The organism is Neptuniibacter marinus (assembly GCF_965223595.1).
In the GTDB taxonomy this organism is placed as follows: domain Bacteria; phylum Pseudomonadota; class Gammaproteobacteria; order Pseudomonadales; family Balneatricaceae; genus Neptuniibacter; species Neptuniibacter marinus.
Window position 1 is genome coordinate 2,510,611 of sequence record NZ_OZ245004.1, and the last position, 20,897, is coordinate 2,531,507.

Sequence of the window (20,897 nt, forward strand, 5' to 3'; positions counted from 1 at the left end):
TATGCAATGGGGATGACGCCCCATACAATCAAAGAAAGATAGACCTATAAATTAGTTTAAAAGGTCACTAACAATCATTATCCTCAAATTAAAGCTTAGCAACTATAAAAGAAAGCGGGTACCAACAATATGCTGGAAATAAAATTCAGCCATAAGATCAGCGATATAGATAAAAACCTATGGAATCAGCTCTCTCCCACTGATAACCCTTTTCTCCGCTATGAGTTTCTTCACGCATTGGAAGAATCAGGCAGCGCCTCCGCTCAATCAGGCTGGCAGCCGATACACCTACAACTACAAGATAACGGTATAACTATCGCTATTATGCCGCTCTATCTAAAAAACCACTCTTACGGTGAATACGTGTTTGACTGGGCGTGGGCCGATGCTTACCAGCAACATGGGCTCAAATACTATCCTAAGCTGGTCTGTGCCATCCCCTTCTCCCCCGTTATGGGCCCGAGGCTATTAACACAACAAGATCCCGCTCCTTTGCTAGCCACTATTCGCGCCCAAATACCTGTACTCTGCGAGAAATTAGGCGCTAACTCGTTCCATCTCCTTTTTCCAACCGAATATGAAAAGAACCATTTAGCGCAGCCCAAATTAATGTTGCGCAAAGGCTGTCAGTATCAATGGTTTAATCAAGATTATAAAAGCTTTGAACACTTTTTAAGCTATTTCACCTCAAGAAAAAGAAAGAATGTAAAAAAAGAACGGCAGAAAGTGATCGAGCAAGGGATCAGCCATATACAGCTCAGTGGCCATGAGATAAGCCACCAGCAGATCGAGCAGTTTTATGATTTTTACCGTATGACCTACTTAAAGCGCGGACGTGAAGCTTATCTAAACAAAGATTTTTTCTTTAAGTTACAAGAAACAATGCCCGATAACCTTCTCCTTGTTATAGCCATGCAAGGGGAACGCCCCGTTGCTTCAGCCTTATCATTTAAAGATTCTGACACTTTGTATGGTCGCTACTGGGGCTGCTTTGACGAATACGACAGCCTACACTTTGAAACCTGCTACTACCAAGGCATCGATTACTGCATCCAAAACAATCTAAAACGCTTTGATTCAGGAGCCCAAGGCGAGCATAAAATTCAACGGGGTTTTCAACCTATAGCTACCTGGTCTAGTCACTACGTAAAAGAGGTAGGATTTAACCAAGCGATTAAGAACTTTATCGCGGAAGAAACGGCTATGGTGGATGAACAGATGATAGAACTCAGTAAATTTCTTCCCTTCAAAGCCAATGAGTAATTAAATAGCCAACAATTTCCATTGTTTATGTAGATATGCCACTATCGGAAAACAGTATTTAAATCGGTGTGATGAAGCTATCTATACCATCCGACCGCTAGACAATAAATGGCTAAAGGAAGATCAATGAATATTAGCAAAAACCTGTTACTCGCGGTTCTTATCACACCACTAGCGACCTCTGCACTCGCTGCGCCTTCAATCAATAATATGCAGACCTGCCAAGGGGTTATAGATTTTGTTGAATATAAATTGGATTCTGCGCCTGATAAATACCCACAAGAAGATCTAAATGCCGTACGTCTTGGGTTAGGTGGATATGACAACTTTATTCAACAAGAGATCGTAACACCGGGTCTACTTAAATTTAATGGTGGCGATGCAGCCAAAGCCAAAGCGATGCAAAAGCAAGTGGATGAGTATAAAGCCACCATAGTCGGCGGACTTAAAAAGCAATACAAAGACACCCGTTTTTATACCGACTTTGCGGTTGCTATCAACGATTGTGCAAAACAATCAGTACCTGCAGGCCAAGCATTAGAGAACTTAAAAGTTGCCATCAACACGTTAGTTAAACTTGCCAAAATGGGTTAATCATCACCTTCCTAGCGCGATAATTTAATAACACGCTGCTACTTGATAACTCTTTTTATCAGTAGCAGTTCCTATATCAACCTGATCACCAAGCCCTAAGCCCATTAACGCTTTACCTAATGGAGATGAGGGCGTTATTACCATCACCTCCTGCCCAAGATTGTGATCATCATATTTCACCTTTAAACCACCGGCTAAACGCCCGATAAGCAGGTATTTCACTGCCCCTATTTCACCCTCAAGCTTAACTAATGAGCCCACACCAATCTCATCGACCTCCTCATCATTGCCTGAAGATTCAAGTAACTGCTGAAACGACCTTAACTCCTCTTCACACGCCATAACCCGTCTTGATTGACCTTCGGCAAGATACGCCGCCTCCAAGCCCAATGTATCGTACTTATTTTCAGCAACGTTCTCTTTATCCGTGGCACTTTGATGTGCTCGTTCTGCAGCGGCTATAGCGTTTTGATAGTCTCGCTCTAACGCCATAACAACCTGTTTAAGTAATTTATATTTATTCAAGAGAATCTATCTACTTTTTATCAATCTGATTGGTCGGTCTTAGACGGAGTATTAAATCATTTCTGGTTACATTTCGTTAGGATTCACTCAACATTGTGCAGCATTTCCTGTTTTTACTCTTAGCTATCTGAATGCATTTATATCAGAGCAAATAAACCCTATAAAAATAAGGAAAGGCCATGTTTAACACAGACGTATGTCGCTATCACTATATCAACCTGAATGATCTACCTGAAGATATTCAGGCGATCATCACCGAAGTACAAGAGAAAACAGGGTTTATCCCTAATGTATTTTTGACCTTAGCTCGCCGCCCTGATGAGTTTCGTGCATTCTTCGATTACTACCAAGCAATCATGAATAGGGAAGCTAATTTGAGCTTAGCTGAGAAAGAGATGATTGTGGTTGCTACCAGTTCAGCAAACGGCTGTCAGTATTGTGTCGTTGCTCACGGCGCCGTGTTAAGAATTATCACGAAACAGCCTATACTCTCTGACCAAATCAGTATTAACCATAACCACAGTGCAATAACTCAGCGGCAAAAATCAATTCTCGATTTCAGTATGAAACTATGTCGTACACCGGAGCAGATTAACGAAGAAGATTATAACCATCTCTACAAACAGGGATTAGATGATGAAGATATCTGGGATATCTCCAGCGTCTGTGCGTTTTTTGGCCTATCAAACAGAATGGCGATTATAAGTGCGATGCAGCCTAATCCTGAGTTTTATACGATGGGTCGATAAACCTAAAGGTAGCGTCACCTAAAAGCTAAGGTGGCGCTACTGCCATTTAACCTCCGTCGTTAGCATATAACCAGCCCCATAAACGGTTTTAATCAACTCTGGATGCTGAGGATCTGACTCAATTTTCTTCCTCAAGCGAGACATTCGCACATCAATGCTTCGATCATAGGGAACGCAATTTTCCCCCAATAGCTGATCTCTAGATAAAATCTGAAAAGGATGTTTTAACAGGGCTAACAGCATATCCCCTTCCGCTCGACTTAACGACTCACTGTATTGATCTCGGCTTAAATGAAGCGACTCTGGTTGAAATTTCCAATTCGCAAATAGTGCTTGTTTAGGACACTGAGCCGATTGCTGTTTCTGTTTTTCAAGACGGCGATGTAAGCTTTGTACCCGCGCCACTAGCTCCCTAGGTTCAAAAGGTTTAGTAATGTAATCATCTGCACCAAACTCTAGGCCTAAAACACGATCAGCTAGACCATCACGGCCAGACACAATAATCACCCCAACCGCCTTATGCTCTAACTCTTTTACTAACTGCATACCATCAATATCTGGCAAGTTCAGATCAACAATACAGATCTCCGGCAGCTGACGATCTAAAGCAGCAAATAACTGTTCGCCATTAGCGCAATATTCCACTTGATAACGGTAACTACTCAAGGAAGAACAAATCAACGTCCCTAGATCTTCTTCATCTTCAACAACATAAATTAATGGACTGTATCCATTCATGGATTATCCTTCTTATTCTTATCAACTAACTCGGGCGAGATCGCCTGTGCTAATGCATCTGCATCAAAAGGTTTTTGTAACAAATTAAAATCAAAATCGGTTTCAGGAGGGTTCTCCGTGTAACCGGTCATTAAAACAACAAAAGCATTTGGGTGCTGCATTTTAACCAGCGCCGCAACATCGTAGCCATTCTTATGACCTGGCATCACTACATCGGAAACAACACCACTAACCCTCTCTAATCCAGCCAGCAACAACGCAGCCTCATCGCCACTATTAGCCTCAATAACAACAAACCCCATGTCCGTTAATTGCTTACGCACTAATTGACGTAGATCTTGGTTATCTTCCACCAATAAAACTAAAGCGCGATCCCCTTTTGCTGAAAAAGGAGATCTGACTACGGCCTGCTGGTTCACCTTACCTTCAGATTCAATACCTAGCGTTGCAGGCAGTAAAAGATCTATCTGAGCGCCCGTTTCCCCTTCATGAATATCGCATCGATTACGTATGCGCAGATAACCCTTCGACTGTTTTACAAAACCATACACCATACTTAAGCCCAGTCCTGAGCCAGCTCCGGTACCTTTAGTGGTAAAAAACGGCTCATAGGCTTTTTTAAGCGCTTTTTCCGTAAACCCATCCCCTGTATCGGTAATACAAATTAAAACATACTCACCCGCCGCTACCGCTTCATCAAACCCGCCACTGACAATATCTGACGCGGTAGATGTTGTACCCGAAACGGTTAAACACAACATCCCTCCCCGGCTCATTGCATCCACTGCATTCAATACTATATTAACTAAGGCATCTTCCATTTGAGCAGCATCAACATAAACATCCGGTGTTTCGGGCTTAATCTCGGTCAGTAAATTGATATTATCTGGCAATGGTGCCGCCAATAAATCAACGAGCTCATGGATTAATCCGCCTAATTTAATACGTGCAGGAGATAACGATTGTCGACGAGAAAAAGCCAATAACCGTTTTGTCATATCAGCACCCCGCCTTGTCGCACGAATAGCTGGATTCAAGTTATCTTGTAGTTCTTCCGGTATAGATTTATGCCGTTGAAGCTCAAGCAAATTACCTAAGATAATAGTCAATAGATTATTAAAATCATGAGCTAATCCGCCTGACATCTGACCTACCGCTTTCATTTTGCTGACTTCAGCCAAACGCCGTTCCGTTTCCCGCTCATGGGTAATATCGATAGAAAGGTTAAGAAAACCAACCACTTTTTTCTGATCATTATAAAACGGCAATACAGTTCGACGGGTTAGCATCTCTCTGTCTTGTTCCTGAAATAGGTACTCATATACTTCAGTTTGCCCTTCAAGAGCCCGTTCTATATTCGGCCGAATCTCTCTATACATATCATCGCCAACCACCTCTTTAAGAGTTTTTCCCTCAATCTCATCTTTACTCTGGTTAAATAAATCTAGGTACTCACGGTTAGCAAAGACAAAGCGCTGTTCTTTATCTAAGTATGCAACTTGAGCCGGTAGCGCATTAAGAATAAGTCGCTGCCGCGTTTCAACTGCACGTAATTCTGTTTGAGCCAACTCCATAGAGAGAACAGCATCACGTAACTGGTAGTTGGATTCAGATAACTCTTTAGTACGCGCTTTTACACGTGAATTAAGGGTATTAATATTATCCCGCAGCTGATCAACCATATAATCAAACGATTCAGCTAAAAGGCCTAACTCATCATTACGATGAATACCTGTCTTCGCAGAATAATTACCTCGGCTGATTTTATAAGCTGTCGATGAAAGCTTCTTAATAGGCGAAGTCAGCCACTCAGCAAATAGAAAAGCTAGAACAATAGCGGCAAGTAATGCAAAGAACCCCATCGCCATCAGCCGCTGACTTAATTGTACTGAGCTCGCTTTAAGGTCATCCAAATAGACGGAGGAACTGATATACCAATCAAAGCCCGATAAATGACGTACTAAAGATAGTTTTTCATAAATGTAATTGCCCTGATCATCGGGCCGGTCCCACTTATAGTAAAGCTCCTTACCCGAATCAGCCACGGCCATAAGATCCTGATAGATCGGTTGCTGTGTGACGGGGTTAAGCTGCTTTGTAAAGTTAGTTCCATGGATATTCTGGTTGGGATGAAATAGCATATTCCCTTCTGAGTCAAAGACATATAGATAACCATTCGTTGCAATTTTTACATTTTTTAATGCTTTATTAATCTCAAAAATTGCGCGCTGCTTCTGTAACTCAACTTCATTCTGAATATCATCAATATAAACACCCGCCCCCATAACAAAGCCCCACTCAGAGAAGTCTTTTACATAGGAGTATTTATCAATCACTTTGGTATTATTATTCAGGCGCTGCCATTTATATTTATAAAACCCTTGTTTATCCTCACGCACTTTATCTAATATTTCAGGAATAATAAGCTTACCCTCAGGGCCTATAACCCTCGACATGCTCTTATTATTGAACTCACTATCGGGGTGAGATAACAGGCGAGCATCATAATCAGCGATCCAAATATAATCACCATTACCAAAGTCAAATTCACGTAGATCAGCAAACACTTTCTGCCAAACTTGCTCATCACTTAATCCCGCAGTTTGCCCATCTCTCAAGCTAACCTCTATATGTTTTTCAGCGATATCTAATACTGACTTTAATCGCTGCTCATGGGAATTAAGGGTGTTATCTATATAGGTTTCTGTACTGGCGTACATACGGTTTGCCAAATCATAAACAATATTTAGCACTTGGCGATTAGAGTGCAGCTCTAAGCCAAAGACATTTTCTTTTATTAATGGAACCGTTAGCCAATAGATCGAGCCAAAGATGCTGCCGATCAACACAAGCAGCATTAAAAACAAACGGATAGTAATAGAAGCGTGGCGCTGCATCAGTAATTCATCTTCCCATCATTGCTCAACAACCCGAAGAATGTAACACAAAGTTACCACTCTCAACTCGCTTGTTACATTTGGTTAGATTCTCAAAATAGTTGAGCAAGATTTAAGCTTTAATCTGCTGCTAATAAAAATAACAGCAGAAGCCTGATCAACATTTCACAGTGACTTCGGCCAGAATAGAGTAGCAAGCGATGACCCAGCCAGCACAGGATTTCATTCTTGAAACCCGTAATCTGACAAAAGCCTTTAAAGGTTTTACAGCAGTCGATGATGTTAATCTGAATATCCAACGGGGACATATTCACGCTTTAATAGGCCCCAACGGAGCAGGTAAAACGACTGTCTTCAATTTATTAACAAAGTTTCTTCAACCAACCTCTGGAAAAATTCTGTTTCAAGGTGAGGATATTACACCATTGAAACCAGCCGCAATTGCCCGTAAAGGTGTGATCCGATCCTTCCAGATCTCCGCGGTATTTCCTCACCTAAGTGTTTTAGAAAATGTGCGTATCGCGCTACAACGTAAAGAAGGCAATAGCTTTCATTTTTGGCGTTCGGAAAAGATTCTTAATCGTTTAAATGATAAAGCTCTCGCGCTACTGGAGTCTGTAGGTTTAGAAAGCTTTGCGAACACCGTTACTGTTGACCTTTCCTATGGCCGTAAACGGGCATTAGAGATTGCAACAACACTCGCCGTAGAACCTGAATTAATGCTACTGGATGAGCCGACTCAAGGTATGGGTCATGAAGATGTAGGCTTAGTATCCGACCTGATTAAAAAGGTATCTAAAGATCGCACTATTTTGATGGTGGAACACAATCTTCATGTTGTATCTAAACTCGCAGATCGGATTACTGTATTACAACGGGGCGCTATTCTAACCGAAGGTGATTATGCAAGTGTTTCTGCCGATGCCCGCGTCCGTGAAGCTTATATGGGTACCGCAGCAGACGATGTAGACACTAAGCAAACAGCGGAGGTGGCATCATGATCGAGCACGCATCAAGCCATAGCGAATCTATTGCTAACCCAGCCTTCCACGCCAGTCACCGAGAAAAAATTCGCATTAATAACTTACATGCATTTTATGGTGAATCACACATTTTACATGGCATCGACATGACTGTGAATCAAGGAGAACTCGTGACCCTATTAGGTCGCAACGGTTCCGGTCGTTCTACCACGCTTAGAGCCATTATGAATATGGTAGGTGAACGCAGCGGGCAGATTGTGATTAATGGTCATGAAACTATCGCTATGCCTGCCCATAAAATTGCACATATTGGCTTAGGCTTCTGCCCTGAAGAACGGGGTATTTTTGCCAGTCTTAATGTGGAAGAAAACCTAATGTTACCGCCGAATGTACGCTCTGATGGGGTCAGCCTTGAAGAGATCTACGACATGTTCCCAAACCTCTACGAACGCCGCACAAGCCAAGGCACTCGCCTTTCTGGTGGTGAGCAGCAAATGTTGGCCTTGGCCCGCATTCTACGCACCGGCGCAAATATCCTACTCTTGGATGAGATAACTGAGGGTCTCGCCCCCGTCATTGTGCAGAAACTGGGCGAGGTCCTTAGGAACCTCAAAGAGCGCGGTCTTACCATTTTATTGGTTGAACAGAACTTCCGTTTTGCAGCACCTATTGCTGACCGTCATTACGTGATGGAACACGGCCACATTGTGGAAGAAGTACACGCCAACGAATTGGAAGCCAAAACTGAACTACTTAACACCTATTTGGGCGTCTAGCCCTTGGTTATATCACTAACTGTTTCCCAACAGAAAATAAAAACAAACCAAACCGGAGTCAGAAAATGAAAAAAACCAACACATCAGTTTTATCTACCGTTGTATCGGGCGCAATCGCCGCAACCATGATTTGTAGCGCTCAAGCAGCCACAGATGGTCAGGTGAAACTGGGCATATTGGCAGATATGGGCGGTACCTACGCAGACATTTGTGGTTCAGGCTGTGTTATTGCAGCAGAAATGGCGATTGAAGACTTTGGTGGAAGTGTACTAGGAAAACCCATTGAAATGGTCAGTGCGGATTCCCAGTTAAAACCGGATGTAGCTTCTGCGATTGCCCGTAAATGGGTAGAAGATGAAGGGGTCGATACCATTGGAGGCTTAGTCTCTTCCGCGGTATCCGGCGCAGTATCAAAGGTAAATGCGGACAGCAAAAATATCACCTTAATTTCGGGTTCTGCATCAAACAGCTTCACAACAAAAGCGTGTAACCCATATAACGTGCATTGGACATATAACGTAGTTGCACTCGCCAACGGTACCGTTAAACCTATGGTGCAGGCGGGCAAAAAGAAATGGTTCTTCATTACCGCAGATTACAGTTTCGGTCATGCACTTGAAGGCATGGCCAGTAAAGTTATTAACGAAAATGGTGGCGAAGTTCTCGGTAATGTTCGTGCGCCACTCGGTACAACAGATTTCTCCTCTTACATTCTGCAGGCCCAAGCCTCTGGCGCAGATGTCGTTGCTCTAGCCAACGCGGGTAACGATACAGTTAACGCCCTAAAGGCAGCTGCTGAATTTGGCCTAACGGAACAGATGGATGTAGCTGGTCTACTGGTTTTTACACCTAATGCACAAGCGATGGATCCCGCTACCGCAGGAGGCATGCGCCTTACATCCGGCTTTTACTGGGATATGGATGATGAAACACGAAAATGGAGTAAGCGCTTTGAACAACGTCATGGTGCGATTCCAAGCATGATCCACGCAGGCGTTTATTCAGTCACAACCCACTATCTAAATGCGGTTAAAACAGCAGGAACTGACGACTCCGATATTGTTATGAAAACAATGAAAGAGACAAAACCTAGCGACTTTTTTGCCCGTAACGCAACCCTACGCCCAGATGGCCGCATGATACATGACATGCTTTACGTAGAGATTAAAAAGAAAGAAAAGCGTAAAGATAAAAACGATATTTATAAGATTATTAAAGTGATTCCAGGTAACGAGGCATATAGCCCTATGCTACCTCAGTGTAACTTTTCCTGATCGGTTAGCGGCTCTGAAAAGAGCCGCCTTTATCGCTCTATATAGTTCAGAAAGGTAATTTTTCTGTTATGGCTACACTCTTTGATATTAATCTATTTGCCCTGTTTGGCCAGTTACTGGTCGGACTGATTAACGGCTCTTTTTACGCCCTGCTTAGTCTAGGATTAGCAATCATCTTCGGGCTATTAAAAATCATCAACTTCGCCCAAGGCGCTATGTATATGCTGGGTGCCTTTATTGCACTCCTTGCATTGAAATATATGGGTATAAACTACTGGTTTGCACTCATCCTTGTTCCTTTAACGGTTGGCTTGATTGGCATTCTCATGGAACGTTTTCTAATCCGTCCTATCGCCAATGAAGATCACCTTTACAGCTTATTGTTAACTTTTGGTCTTGCTCTAATAATCCAAGGGGTATTTACCCATGCTTTTGGTTCTTCCGGCTTGTCCTACGCTGTACCAGACGCATTAAAAGGCGGCACAAAGCTCCCTTTCATGTACCTGCCTAACTACCGTGCTTGGATCATTATTGTGTCAGTCCTTGTCTGTGCTGGCACATGGTGGATGATCGAAAAAACTAAACTTGGTGCTTACCTACGTGCTGGCACTGAAAACCCGCAACTGATGCAAGCCTTCGGGATCAATGTGCCGCTCATTGTCACTCTTACCTTTGGCTTTGGAGTGGCTTTAGCCGGTTTTGCTGGCGTTATGGCAGCCCCAATCTACTCGGTATCACCTGATATGGGATCCAATATTCTAATAACCGTCTTTGCCATCGTTGTTATTGGCGGCATGGGGTCTATAGGGGGAGCCATTATTACCGGCTTAGGCATGGGTGTTGTCGAAGGACTCACTAAGTACTTCTATCCAGAAGCCTCTAACACCGTGATTTTTTTAGTAATGGTTATTGTGCTGCTACTAAAACCCGCGGGTCTTTTCGGTAAGGAAGCTTAGGAACCTATTATGAATAATATGAAACTTAATCTCTGTCTTCTCGCCCTAGCTTTGCTAGCACCAACGCTGCTCTACCCTGTTTTTCTGGCCAAAGTGCTTTGCTTTGCTCTGTTTGCCTGCGCCTTTAATCTGTTACTAGGTTTTGCTGGCCTACTCTCATTTGGTCATGCCGCTTTTTTAGGAACCGGTGGCTATGTTACCGGTTACTTAATGATCCACAGTGGCTTAACCCCTGAAGTTGCGATTCTCCTAGGTACAATTGCAGGAGGCTTGCTGGGTGCGATATTCGGCAAACTCGCAGTCAAACGTGAAGGCATATACTTCGCCATGGTGACATTAGCGCTGGCACAACTGATCTTTTTCTTCTATTTACAAGCACCATTCACCAACGGTGAAGATGGCTTACAAGGCGTTCCTCGCGGTGCTCTATTCGGTTTAATTGATCTATCCGACAATATGGTTATGTATTACTTCGTGCTGGTTATCTTTATCGCCGGTTATTGGTTAATTAATCGCACCATTCACTCTCCATTTGGCCAAGTACTTAAAGCCATTCGTGAAAACGAAGATCGCGCGACCTCTTTAGGTTATGACGTCAACCATTACAAATGGTTAGCCTTTGTGATTTCAGCGGCGCTAGCCGCTCTTGCAGGATCAACAAAAACACTCGTATTTGAACTCGCCTCTCTAACAGATGTGCACTGGCACATGTCTGGAGAGGTCATATTAATGACCTTAGTCGGTGGGGTCGGCACTATTTTTGGCCCCGTATTAGGTGCCGGTTTTATTGTCACTATGCAGAACTACCTATCAGGTGGAGAGATGGGTAACTACATCCACATTATTATGGGTGCAGTATTCGTCATCTGCGTACTTAGCTTCCGTAGCGGCATTGTTGGCCAACTCATGAAGTTTAAGCGCAATAACTTTTAAGCGTAACACTAATTTCGGCTACTGGGATAACAACAAACATGGAGAGCATCGTGAATATAAATGAAAACAATAACGAATCTGCCTTCGAAACAGATCTGGATAAAAACCAAGCCAACTACGCGGCACTGACGCCTATTACATTTATTCAACGGGCGGCCAGCGTCTACCCTAACCGAACGGCAACAGTACACGGCGATACCCGTTATAGCTGGTCTGAAACTTACACACGTTGCAAACGTTTAGCCAGTGCGCTGCATGAATATGGTGTCAAACCTGGGGAAGCGGTCTCCATTTTGGCCCCAAACCTACCCGAACATTTTGAAGCTCACTTTGGCGTACCTATGTGTGGTGCAGTGCTAAACTCAATCAATATTCGCCTTGATGCGGAAGCGGTCGCGTTTATTCTGCAACATGCAGAAAGCAAAGTACTTATCACCGACAAAGAGTTTAGTGACGTTGTTAAAGTAGCTCTTACACTTGTCGAGAACAAACCTCTAGTTATTGATATAGATGATCCCTATTGGCAACACGGCGAACTTATTGGCGATTTGACCTATGAAGCTTTTTTGCAAAAAGGCGATGAAGATTTCACCCCCTACTCCGTTAAAGATGAGTGGAATGCGATAACTCTAAACTACACATCAGGTACTACAGGGGATCCTAAAGGCGTTGTGTATCACCACCGCGGTGCATATCTAAACGCCATTAGTAACGCTATATCTTGGGGAATGGAGCAACATCCTGTTTATCTCTGGACACTTCCTATGTTCCATTGTAATGGCTGGTGCTTTCCTTGGGGTATTGCGGCTATGGCAGGGGTTAACGTTTGCTTACGTCATGTCCGTGCAGATCATATCTTTAACCTAATTAAACAAGAAAAAGTAGGTTATTTCTGCGGTGCTCCTATCGTATTAAACATGCTTAATTCTGCCGATGATGACCTAAAAACCGGTATAGAACATCAAGTTAATGTAATGACTGCAGGCGCTGCACCACCTGCATCAGTGATCTCAGGTATGGAAGCTCTAGGATTTAACGTCACTCATGTTTACGGTCTAACCGAAACCTACGGCCCCTCTGTAATTTGCGCTTGGCACGATGAGTGGAATGACAAGCCTTTAGATGAAAAAGCGCGTCTTAAATCTCGACAAGGGGTTCGCGCCCCAATGCTTGATGGCTTGATGGTTGCGGACCCAACAACAATGGAGCCGGTTCCTCAAGATGGCGAGACTATGGGCGAGATTTTTATGCGCGGCAACTTAGTGATGAAGGGCTATCTTAAAAATCCAGACACCACTCACGCAGCCTTCGAGGGTGGATGGTTCCACTCCGGCGATTTAGCTGTATGGCATCCAGATGGATATGTAGAAATCAAAGATCGTTCGAAAGATATCATTATCTCCGGTGGCGAGAATATATCCAGTATTGAAGTTGAAGATGTGCTCTATCGCCACCCGATGATTCAAGAAGCCGCCGTTGTTGCTAAAAGTAACGAGAAATGGGGGGAAACCCCTTGTGCCTTTGTCGCCTTAAAAGATCTCGATCGAGAGGTTACCGCACAGGAAATTATCGCTTTCTGCCGCGAGCATATGGCCCACTTTAAAACGCCAAAAGATATTATTTTTGGCCCACTGCCTAAAACATCGACAGGAAAAATCCAAAAATATTTACTCCGCGACAGGGCCAATTATTCAGACGAACAAGATAGTTAAGAACATGATTAAAATAACCTCAGTGGATTCAACACCCCTGAGGAATAATAGAGGTACCGAAATGAAAATATTAGTCGCTGTAAAACGCGTTATTGATTACAACGCCAAAGTGCGGGTTAAAGCTGACAATTCAGATGTTGACTTAAGCAATACCAAAATGGCGATAAACCCTTTCTGTGAGATCGCTGTTGAAGAAGCCATTCGTCTTAAAGAAGCAGGTAGCGCTCAAGAGGTAGTTGCAGTATCGGTTGGGCCCAAAGCCTGTCAGGAACAAATTCGGGCAGCACTCGCCCTCGGTGCAGACCGTGGTATTCAGGTCGAAACCGGCGATAACCTTGAATCACTAAATGTGGCAAAACTGTTAGCTCAAGTTGTCCGCGATGAACAACCCGATCTCATCATTATGGGTAAACAAGCCATCGATTCCGATAACAACCAGACGGGACAAATGCTATCGGCACTACTCAATATGCCACAAGGTACTTTTGCTTCAGAGATTAACCTTCAGGAAGGTGAAGTCCAAGTTATCCGCGAGATCGATGGCGGCTTACAAACCCTTGGCCTTACCCTACCCGCCATTATCACGACAGACCTTCGTTTAAATGAACCTCGCTATGCATCACTACCCAATATTATGAAAGCGAAACGAAAACCACTGGCAGTTGTTACCCCCGAAACTTTAGGGGTTGAGCTAAAACAGCACAGTAAATTGCTTAAAGTTACCCCTCCAGCTGAACGCAGTGCTGGCATATTAGTAAGCAGCGTTGATGAACTGATCGAGAAACTCAAAAACCAAGCGAAAGTAATTTAAGGGGTGAACAAATGGCTATTCTAATTATTGCTGAACATGATAACTGCACCCTTAAAGGTGCCACACTCAATACCGTAACAGCCGCGGCTCAAATGGGCCAAGGCCTCCACCTTTTGGTTGCTGGCTCTAATTGTCAAAACGTGGCCGATGAAGCGGCTAGTGTCGAAGGAATTAGCAAAGTACTACTTGCTGACAACTCTGTTTATGCTCATCACCTCGCAGAGAATACGGCACAGTTAATCAGTCAATTAGGTACGGCTTACAGCCACATACTAGCGCCTGCAACGAGCAACGGGAAAAACATTTTGCCTAGAGTGGCAGCGCTACTTGATGTAGGGCAGATCTCAGATATTACGGCGGTGGAATCCGCAGATACTTTCCAACGCCCTATCTATGCAGGCAATGCCATTGCGACACTCCAGTCACTCGATAATATTAAAGTTATTACCGTCCGTGGTACCGCCTTTGAAGCGGCATCTACAGGTAACGATGCACCTATTGAAAATGTGGATCTACAGATTGAAAGTAACCTCTCTAGCTTTGTTTCAGAAGAGATAGCGCAATCGGACCGTCCTGAATTAACCGCAGCAAAAGTGGTTATATCTGGCGGCCGAGGTATGGGAAATAGCGAGAGCTTTACTCTGTTAGAACAGGTCGCTGACAAACTAGGTGGAGCAGTTGGCGCTTCCCGTGCAGCGGTCGATGCAGGCTTTGTCCCTAACGATATACAAGTTGGGCAAACCGGCAAGATTGTTGCCCCTGATCTCTATATTGCGGTCGGAATCTCCGGTGCAATCCAACATCTTGCAGGGATGAAGGATTCGAAAATCATTGTCGCCATCAATAAAGATGAAGAAGCACCCATATTTTCCGTAGCAGACTATGGACTAGTAGCCGACCTGTTTGAAGCAGTACCTGAGCTTGAACAGAAACTATAATCCTTTATTCATGTAGCACCCCTGCTTGACCTTAAGAGGCTTGGACTACGTAAAACCGTTTCCAGTCTAAGCCTCCTTTTTAAAAAAGAGGATCGTTATGAGCACTTATACTCCCCCGTTGAAAGATGCCAGCTTTGTACTGGATCAACTCATCGGACTCAACCAGCTTTGTGAAAAACTGCAATTAGAAGATATTAATACTGAACTAGCCACCGTCATTATCGAAGAAGCCGGCAAACTGGCTTCAGATATACTCGCCCCTCTAAACAGCGTTGGTGATGAAAAAGGGTCATCGGTTTCTGCCGGTAAAGTACAAGAAACTGCTGGTTTTGCCGACGCTTACCAACAGTTTGTAGAAAATGGTTGGGCCACACTAACCGGTCCTGAAGAGTTTGGAGGACAGAACCTACCTAATGTTATAGGTACGGCCGTTAATGAGCTTTGGCATTCATCAAATATGTCTTTCGCACTCTGCCCAATGCTAAGCCAAGGTGCTGTCGAAGCCCTGATTGCCCATGGTAGTGAAATACTCAAAGCGCACTACCTCCCACCACTTATCAGTGGTGAATGGACAGGTACAATGAACTTAACCGAACCAAATGCAGGCTCAGATCTTGCAGCGGTTGCAGCTAAAGCTGAACCTGAAGGTGATCACTACAAAATTAGCGGCCAAAAAATATTTATCACATGGGGGGATCACCAAATGACCTCCAACATCGTTCACCTTGTACTAGCCCGGCTGCCTAATGCTCCCGCCGGAGTAAAAGGGATCTCCCTCTTTATCGTCCCAAAATATTGTTTAGATGAGCAGGGCCAACCCGCTGAATTGAACGATGTTAGCTGCATCTCTTTAGAACATAAAATGGGGATTCATGGCAGCCCAACTTGCGTAATGAGCTTTGGCGATAACGACGGAGCGATTGGCTACCTCGTCGGCGAAGAGAACAAAGGCTTAAGCTATATGTTCACCATGATGAACCATGCCAGACAAGCTGTTGGCTTACAGGGTTTATCTATCTCAGAACGAGCCTATCAGCAAGCGCTGCAATACAGCCAAGAACGCTTTCAAGGTAGTCGTCGTGATGGCCAAAAAATTGCCATCATCGATCACCCCGATGTGCGCCGCATGCTAATGGCTATGAAAGCAGGTAATGAAGCGATGCGCGCACTCGCTTACAGTGCCGCCGCAGATATTGATCACGCCCATAGTGGCGATGAAGCAGCCAAAGCCAGAGTAGAGCTATACACACCTATTGTTAAAGGTTGGATGACCGAATTAGCGCAAGAACTAACCTCACTTAACATCCAAGTACACGGTGGTATGGGTTTTATTGAAGAAACCGGCGCAGCACAGCACTATCGTGATGCCCGTATTCTTCCGATCTATGAAGGCACTACAGGTATCCAAGCACTCGATTTAATCGGGCGTAAAACTTTATTTGATAAAGGCATGGCCCTTAAAGCACTACATGCAGATATTAATGAAACACTCAATCAACTCACAGCCTCCGATAACAAACAACTGCAGGCCCTTCAACACCCACTAAAAGTAGCCTTAGAAAGTGCTGTATCAGCCGGTGATTGGATTCTAGAAAATACGGCCAATGATCCACAAACCATGGGTAATGTTAGTTTTGATAACCTGATGATGATGGGTTATTTAACCGGTGGCTGGTTATTGGCTCGCAGCGCCCTTTTAGCGAACAAACTAATCACACAAGAAAACCCTTACGGGGACCCCTTCTTACAAGGAAAAATTGCAACCGCCAGTTTTTATGCAGAACACTATCTACCGCGTGTTAAGCAACATGCCGATACGGTACTCACCGGCCTATCCAATACGTTTGCATTAGATATAGAGCAGATGCAGGGAGTGTAGTTATGGAACATGAAGTGATGGAGTTCGACGTCCTCATTATTGGTGCGGGTCCTGCTGGCTTGGCCAGTGCCTGTCGACTGAAGCAACTAAACCCAGAGCTAAATGTGTGCGTCGTAGAAAAAGGTTCAGAAGTTGGCGCTCATATACTTTCAGGCGCTGTTATTGACCCTAAAGCCTTGAACGAACTATTCCCTGATTGGAAAGAGATGGGCGCCCCCTTAACAACAGCCACAGAACAGGATGAAATCGTCCTGCTAAAAGACAGCACCTCTTCGATAAAAATTCCACATTGGATGGCACCGAAGAGCATGCATAATCAAGGTAATTATATTGCCAGCCTCGGTAATTTCAGCCGCTGGTTAGCAGAGCAGGCAGAATCCTTAGGGGTAGAGATATTTCCTAGCTTTGCCGCCTCTGAAGTTGTATACGATGATAATGGGCGCGTAAAAGGCATCCTAACCGGTGACATGGGTGTAGGCAGAGATAATATGCCTAAAGATAACTATATGCCGGGCATGGAGCTTCACGCCCCTTTCACTATCTTTGCCGAAGGCTGCCGAGGGCATTTAGGTAAAGCGTTAATCCATAACTTCAACCTTGATAAAGATAAAGATCCGCAACATTACGGTATAGGCCTAAAAGAACTCTGGGACATTGATCCTGCTAAACATCAACAGGGACTCGTTATCCACGGCTCGGGCTGGCCTTTACATGGTGATACGAGTGGTGGCTTTTTTCTCTACCACCTAGAAAACAATCAAATAGCCGTTGGCTTAATTATCGATCTTAATTACAGCAACCCTTGGCTGAGTCCATTTGATGAGTTCCAACAACTTAAACATCACCCAATGATTTCCCAATACTTGGAAGGCGGTAAACGCGTATCTTACGGTGCAAGAGCGATCACTAAAGGCGGCTACAACTCGCTTCCTAAAATGCAATTCCCTGGTGGGATTCTGATTGGCTGTGATGCAGGAACGCTAAACTTCTCCCGTATAAAAGGGGTTCACACGGCCATGAAGTCAGGCATGATCGCAGCGGAAGCGATTAATAACGCCTTAAAAAGTAGCGATAAAGAAGCTGAAACATTCGATACTCTTTATAAGGAAAGCTGGCTGTATAGCGAGCTATTTAACGCGCGAAACTTTGGCCCCGCTCTGCATAAATTTGGCCCTTGGATTGGTGGCGCTTTTAACACCTTAGATCAGAATATTTTCAACGGAAAGATACCGTTGACACTTCATGACCGTCAAGAAGACCACGCTAAACTACTGCGTATAAGTGAAAGTAAAAAGCTCACTTATCCTAAACCGGACGGAAAACTATCCTTCGATAAACTCTCCTCTGTATTTTTATCCAATACAAACCATGAGGAAGATCAACCTTGTCATCTACAACTAAGCAAAGAGGATATTCCTCTTACCGTAAATATCCCTTTATATGATGAACCTGCACAACGTTACTGCCCAGCAGGAGTCTATGAAATCATCGAAGATGAGGCTGGTAAAAAACTGCAAATTAGTGCACAGAACTGCCTACACTGTAAAACCTGTGACATTAAAGACCCTTGTCAAAATATTCAGTGGGTTCCACCAGAAGGCGGAGGAGGTCCCAACTATCCAAATATGTAACTGTTAAAGCAGCCCGTAAACGAATCATCGGAAACCATTTATGGTTTCAAGGCTCGGTGCCTTCTTGCCCTCTTCTGGAGGGCCTTTTTATAGGCCACACTTGCCGACGACTTATCAGAAATATCCCCGCACTCTATGGTTCTCTGCTCAGCAACCCCGTATCATCGTTTATCTTAATCCTTGCAAACCTGTGACCTAAATGACAACTCAACCCAACAACCCCTTACACGGGGTAAAACTTGCCGATATAGTTACTCAACTCGAAACCCACTACGGTTGGGACGGTTTGGCCGAAAAGATCGACATCAACTGTTTTAAAAGGGATCCGTCGATTAAGTCATCACTGAAGTTTTTACGAAAGACACCTTGGGCAAGAGAGAAGGTAGAGCAGCTTTATCTATACACTTTCTCAAAGCAGAATCCTTGGAATAGCAAATAAAACAGCTGGAAATAAATTATGTCAGAGATTAAATTTTCGACCGATGAAAAAGCGCTCTTAGTGGCAAAACTAAAATCCTATTTCGAAAAGGAAATGGAACAAGATATAGGACAGTTTGAGTGTGAGTTTCTCCTCGACTTCATCTCTAAGGAGTTTGGTGCGCATTATTACAATAAAGGCCTAAGCGATGCTCAGTTGATTGTCAGTCAAAAACTAGAGGATATCTCTGATGCATTCTATGAAATGGAAAAAGTAACCCCTTCCTAAATTAAAAATATTCTCCTTTCTCAGCTATAAAACATCCGTTTTAAATTAACCGCAACCCTACTCTGCTCATACCCTAAAAGCATAAAGTTATTATTTTTTAAAAATCTAGACTTCTCCATGAGAAGCAGATAATCACACGTGCTGTCACGCACAACAACGCTAGTCCTCATCATAGCTGCACAGCATTATTGAACAATTATTATCTACCGCAGCCGCAACATGAATCTAATTTTTTTAATGATTATTCTTGGTGAAATTTTATCCTACTAAATGATTAGAGTTATTAATATTTGTCTCCTACAATCAGTTTTACCGGTTAGCGAATTGACTCGGCAACGCCAAATAGTTTGATAAAAATAAGGCTGAGGGATAGAGATGATAACGTACGAAGAATGCTTAGAACTAAGTGATCTAACTGCTGATGAAGTAGATGCTATTGCAGAACATGAACATATCGATTCAATGATAGCTATGGCTTTAGGACACTACCTAATCACCCATCAAGGTGAACAGAAAATAAAATCTATCATTATCGATGATATTGAAAAGGCAGAGCGTGCGAAGCATTACCGGCATGCAGATATGTTAAGAAAAGTGCTTAACCATTTTATTGCCACTCACCCAGAACATAACGCTAAAAAAGCAGCGTAGAAAATTTTATCATATAGCAAGCAAGTCCTTTCGATACCGGCGAGGGGTGATATCCATTTCAGTTCACCCCGCCGGATCGTTTTTACCTATACAGTTAAAACTAAGTCTTGCACTGACTCACTCCCCTGGATGCTCATTTATTGATAACCATCAACATGACATGCTATCGAGGCTGATAGGATCACAAGCCTACTTAGCCAAATATCCATACTCCAATGAGCCCAAGCAAAAGTCGTCCAAATACAGCCAAACGCAAAACATCGTCTAACCAATGCGATACTTACACTTATCAAATAGACAATAGCCTCTATATCAACTTAACCGATCGCTGCACATTAGCATGCCAGTTCTGCCCAAAACACAACGGCTCAACCGCAGTTAAAGGCTACGAACTTTACTTAACCAAACAACCCAAAGCCGCCACAATTATCAAGCAAATTGGCACTCCATCAAAATATGATGAGATAGTATTTTGCGGTTACGGCGAACCTACACTCCGATTAAAAGCCCTACTTGAGATCGCCCATTGGATAAAAGAACACGACGGAAAAACACGGCTCAACACCGATGGTTTAGGCAGCCTATTTCATAAACGGGATATAGTGCCAGAACTGGCAGAGTGTATAGATGCCCTATCTATCTCTCTTAATGCCCAAAACGAAACGGTATACCAACAACACTGCCACCCCGCCCTTCCCGACTCGTTTAAAGCAGTACAAGCCTTTATAAAACGCGCCGCCGAACTGATCCCTCATGTGCAAGTATCAGCGATTAACGGACTTGAAGGCGTAGATATAATTAAGTGCCGAGAGATAACCGAAAACCTAGGCGCTCAGTTTAAACAGCGCGAGTTGGATGTGGTTGGCTGACCGACCAAGACT

The 20,897-nt window shown here is 43.7% G+C and carries 20 protein-coding genes; 17 read left to right on the top strand and 3 right to left on the bottom strand.

The window, feature by feature from the left end; translation table 11 throughout:
- Positions 1–129 precede the first annotated feature (129 nt).
- Both ACOQOE_RS11930 and ACOQOE_RS11935 read left to right on the top strand, forming a co-directional pair.
- Entirely contained in the window at positions 130–1,263 is a 1,134-nt protein-coding gene (locus tag ACOQOE_RS11930; RefSeq protein ID WP_067868246.1) for a GNAT family N-acetyltransferase, read from the top strand.
- A gap of 126 nt (positions 1,264–1,389) precedes the next feature.
- Complete coding sequence (locus tag ACOQOE_RS11935) at positions 1,390–1,857, top strand: hypothetical protein (RefSeq protein WP_067868244.1); 468 nt, start codon at positions 1,390–1,392, stop codon at positions 1,855–1,857.
- A gap of 24 nt (positions 1,858–1,881) precedes the next feature.
- On the opposite strand, the gene ACOQOE_RS11940 is transcribed toward ACOQOE_RS11935, so the two are convergent.
- Complete coding sequence (locus ACOQOE_RS11940; protein WP_075107972.1) at positions 1,882–2,382, bottom strand: GreA/GreB family elongation factor; 501 nt, start codon at positions 2,380–2,382, stop codon at positions 1,882–1,884.
- Positions 2,383–2,561: 179 nt separating this feature from the next.
- Here ACOQOE_RS11940 and ACOQOE_RS11945 point away from each other — a divergent pair, with 179 nt between their 5' ends.
- Positions 2,562–3,131, top strand: coding sequence for a peroxidase-related enzyme (locus tag ACOQOE_RS11945; RefSeq protein WP_067868238.1), 570 nt, complete (start codon positions 2,562–2,564; stop codon positions 3,129–3,131).
- A gap of 36 nt (positions 3,132–3,167) precedes the next feature.
- On the opposite strand, the gene ACOQOE_RS11950 is transcribed toward ACOQOE_RS11945, so the two are convergent.
- Entirely contained in the window at positions 3,168–3,869 is a 702-nt protein-coding gene (locus tag ACOQOE_RS11950) for a response regulator transcription factor (RefSeq protein ID WP_067868235.1), read from the bottom strand.
- Complete coding sequence (locus ACOQOE_RS11955) at positions 3,866–6,766, bottom strand: cache domain-containing protein (RefSeq protein ID WP_420554093.1); 2,901 nt, start codon at positions 6,764–6,766, stop codon at positions 3,866–3,868. Before ACOQOE_RS11955 ends, ACOQOE_RS11950 begins: the two co-directional genes overlap by 4 nt.
- A gap of 200 nt (positions 6,767–6,966) precedes the next feature.
- On the opposite strand from ACOQOE_RS11955, the gene ACOQOE_RS11960 reads away from it, so the two are divergent.
- From ACOQOE_RS11960 to ACOQOE_RS12025, 14 genes are all read left to right on the top strand, one after another.
- Positions 6,967–7,767 (top strand): ABC transporter ATP-binding protein, encoded by an 801-nt coding sequence (locus ACOQOE_RS11960; RefSeq protein WP_067868233.1) that lies wholly within the window; start codon positions 6,967–6,969, stop codon positions 7,765–7,767.
- Complete coding sequence (locus ACOQOE_RS11965; RefSeq protein ID WP_082792438.1) at positions 7,764–8,525, top strand: ABC transporter ATP-binding protein; 762 nt, start codon at positions 7,764–7,766, stop codon at positions 8,523–8,525. The genes ACOQOE_RS11960 and ACOQOE_RS11965 overlap by 4 nt, the downstream gene beginning before the upstream one ends.
- Positions 8,526–8,590: 65 nt before the next feature.
- A complete protein-coding gene (locus tag ACOQOE_RS11970) occupies positions 8,591–9,799 on the top strand; it encodes an ABC transporter substrate-binding protein (RefSeq protein WP_420554094.1) in 1,209 nt (402 codons plus the stop codon).
- 68 nt (positions 9,800–9,867) lie between these two features.
- On the top strand, positions 9,868–10,755 hold the full coding sequence (locus tag ACOQOE_RS11975; protein ID WP_067868231.1) for a branched-chain amino acid ABC transporter permease: 888 nt from the start codon (positions 9,868–9,870) through the stop codon (positions 10,753–10,755).
- Between the two features lie 9 nt (positions 10,756–10,764).
- The gene (locus ACOQOE_RS11980; protein WP_067868230.1) at positions 10,765–11,688 is read left to right on the top strand and encodes a branched-chain amino acid ABC transporter permease; all 924 of its coding nucleotides are present in this window, start codon (positions 10,765–10,767) and stop codon (positions 11,686–11,688) included.
- Between the two features lie 50 nt (positions 11,689–11,738).
- The gene (locus ACOQOE_RS11985; RefSeq protein ID WP_407937495.1) at positions 11,739–13,400 is read left to right on the top strand and encodes an acyl-CoA synthetase; all 1,662 of its coding nucleotides are present in this window, start codon (positions 11,739–11,741) and stop codon (positions 13,398–13,400) included.
- Positions 13,401–13,461: 61 nt separating this feature from the next.
- The gene (locus ACOQOE_RS11990; protein ID WP_420554095.1) at positions 13,462–14,211 is read left to right on the top strand and encodes an electron transfer flavoprotein subunit beta/FixA family protein; all 750 of its coding nucleotides are present in this window, start codon (positions 13,462–13,464) and stop codon (positions 14,209–14,211) included.
- Between the two features lie 11 nt (positions 14,212–14,222).
- Positions 14,223–15,149, top strand: a complete 927-nt coding sequence (locus tag ACOQOE_RS11995; RefSeq protein WP_420554096.1) for an electron transfer flavoprotein subunit alpha/FixB family protein — start codon at positions 14,223–14,225, stop codon at positions 15,147–15,149.
- Between the two features lie 97 nt (positions 15,150–15,246).
- Complete coding sequence (locus tag ACOQOE_RS12000) at positions 15,247–17,028, top strand: acyl-CoA dehydrogenase (RefSeq protein ID WP_420554097.1); 1,782 nt, start codon at positions 15,247–15,249, stop codon at positions 17,026–17,028.
- Positions 17,029–17,030: 2 nt separating this feature from the next.
- Entirely contained in the window at positions 17,031–18,659 is a 1,629-nt protein-coding gene (locus tag ACOQOE_RS12005; protein WP_420554098.1) for an electron transfer flavoprotein-ubiquinone oxidoreductase, read from the top strand.
- Positions 18,660–18,858: 199 nt separating this feature from the next.
- Positions 18,859–19,098, top strand: coding sequence for a VF530 family DNA-binding protein (locus ACOQOE_RS12010; RefSeq protein WP_420554099.1), 240 nt, complete (start codon positions 18,859–18,861; stop codon positions 19,096–19,098).
- An 18-nt stretch (positions 19,099–19,116) separates the two neighbouring features.
- Positions 19,117–19,365 carry a DUF2164 domain-containing protein gene (locus ACOQOE_RS12015; RefSeq protein ID WP_067868213.1) on the top strand — a complete coding sequence of 83 codons (249 nt, stop codon included), beginning with the start codon at positions 19,117–19,119 and terminating at the stop codon, positions 19,363–19,365.
- 375 nt (positions 19,366–19,740) lie between these two features.
- Complete coding sequence (locus tag ACOQOE_RS12020) at positions 19,741–20,016, top strand: hypothetical protein (protein WP_420554100.1); 276 nt, start codon at positions 19,741–19,743, stop codon at positions 20,014–20,016.
- 215 nt (positions 20,017–20,231) lie between these two features.
- Positions 20,232–20,885 carry a TatD family nuclease-associated radical SAM protein gene (locus ACOQOE_RS12025; RefSeq protein WP_420554101.1) on the top strand — a complete coding sequence of 218 codons (654 nt, stop codon included), beginning with the start codon at positions 20,232–20,234 and terminating at the stop codon, positions 20,883–20,885.
- Positions 20,886–20,897: the final 12 nt, after the last annotated feature.

Coding starts and splice junctions, on each gene's coding strand:
- ACOQOE_RS11930 (WP_067868246.1), top strand. CDS start 130: ATGCTGGAAATAAAATTCAGCCATAAGATCAGCGATATAGATAAAAAC.
- ACOQOE_RS11935 (WP_067868244.1), top strand. CDS start 1,390: ATGAATATTAGCAAAAACCTGTTACTCGCGGTTCTTATCACACCACTA.
- ACOQOE_RS11945 (WP_067868238.1), top strand. CDS start 2,562: ATGTTTAACACAGACGTATGTCGCTATCACTATATCAACCTGAATGAT.
- ACOQOE_RS11950 (WP_067868235.1), bottom strand. CDS start 3,869: ATGAATGGATACAGTCCATTAATTTATGTTGTTGAAGATGAAGAAGAT.
- ACOQOE_RS11955 (WP_420554093.1), bottom strand. CDS start 6,766: ATGCAGCGCCACGCTTCTATTACTATCCGTTTGTTTTTAATGCTGCTT.
- ACOQOE_RS11960 (WP_067868233.1), top strand. CDS start 6,967: ATGACCCAGCCAGCACAGGATTTCATTCTTGAAACCCGTAATCTGACA.
- ACOQOE_RS11965 (WP_082792438.1), top strand. CDS start 7,764: ATGATCGAGCACGCATCAAGCCATAGCGAATCTATTGCTAACCCAGCC.
- ACOQOE_RS11970 (WP_420554094.1), top strand. CDS start 8,591: ATGAAAAAAACCAACACATCAGTTTTATCTACCGTTGTATCGGGCGCA.
- ACOQOE_RS11975 (WP_067868231.1), top strand. CDS start 9,868: ATGGCTACACTCTTTGATATTAATCTATTTGCCCTGTTTGGCCAGTTA.
- ACOQOE_RS11980 (WP_067868230.1), top strand. CDS start 10,765: ATGAATAATATGAAACTTAATCTCTGTCTTCTCGCCCTAGCTTTGCTA.
- ACOQOE_RS11990 (WP_420554095.1), top strand. CDS start 13,462: ATGAAAATATTAGTCGCTGTAAAACGCGTTATTGATTACAACGCCAAA.
- ACOQOE_RS11995 (WP_420554096.1), top strand. CDS start 14,223: ATGGCTATTCTAATTATTGCTGAACATGATAACTGCACCCTTAAAGGT.
- ACOQOE_RS12000 (WP_420554097.1), top strand. CDS start 15,247: ATGAGCACTTATACTCCCCCGTTGAAAGATGCCAGCTTTGTACTGGAT.
- ACOQOE_RS12005 (WP_420554098.1), top strand. CDS start 17,031: ATGGAACATGAAGTGATGGAGTTCGACGTCCTCATTATTGGTGCGGGT.
- ACOQOE_RS12010 (WP_420554099.1), top strand. CDS start 18,859: ATGACAACTCAACCCAACAACCCCTTACACGGGGTAAAACTTGCCGAT.
- ACOQOE_RS12015 (WP_067868213.1), top strand. CDS start 19,117: ATGTCAGAGATTAAATTTTCGACCGATGAAAAAGCGCTCTTAGTGGCA.
- ACOQOE_RS12020 (WP_420554100.1), top strand. CDS start 19,741: ATGATAACGTACGAAGAATGCTTAGAACTAAGTGATCTAACTGCTGAT.
- ACOQOE_RS12025 (WP_420554101.1), top strand. CDS start 20,232: ATGAGCCCAAGCAAAAGTCGTCCAAATACAGCCAAACGCAAAACATCG.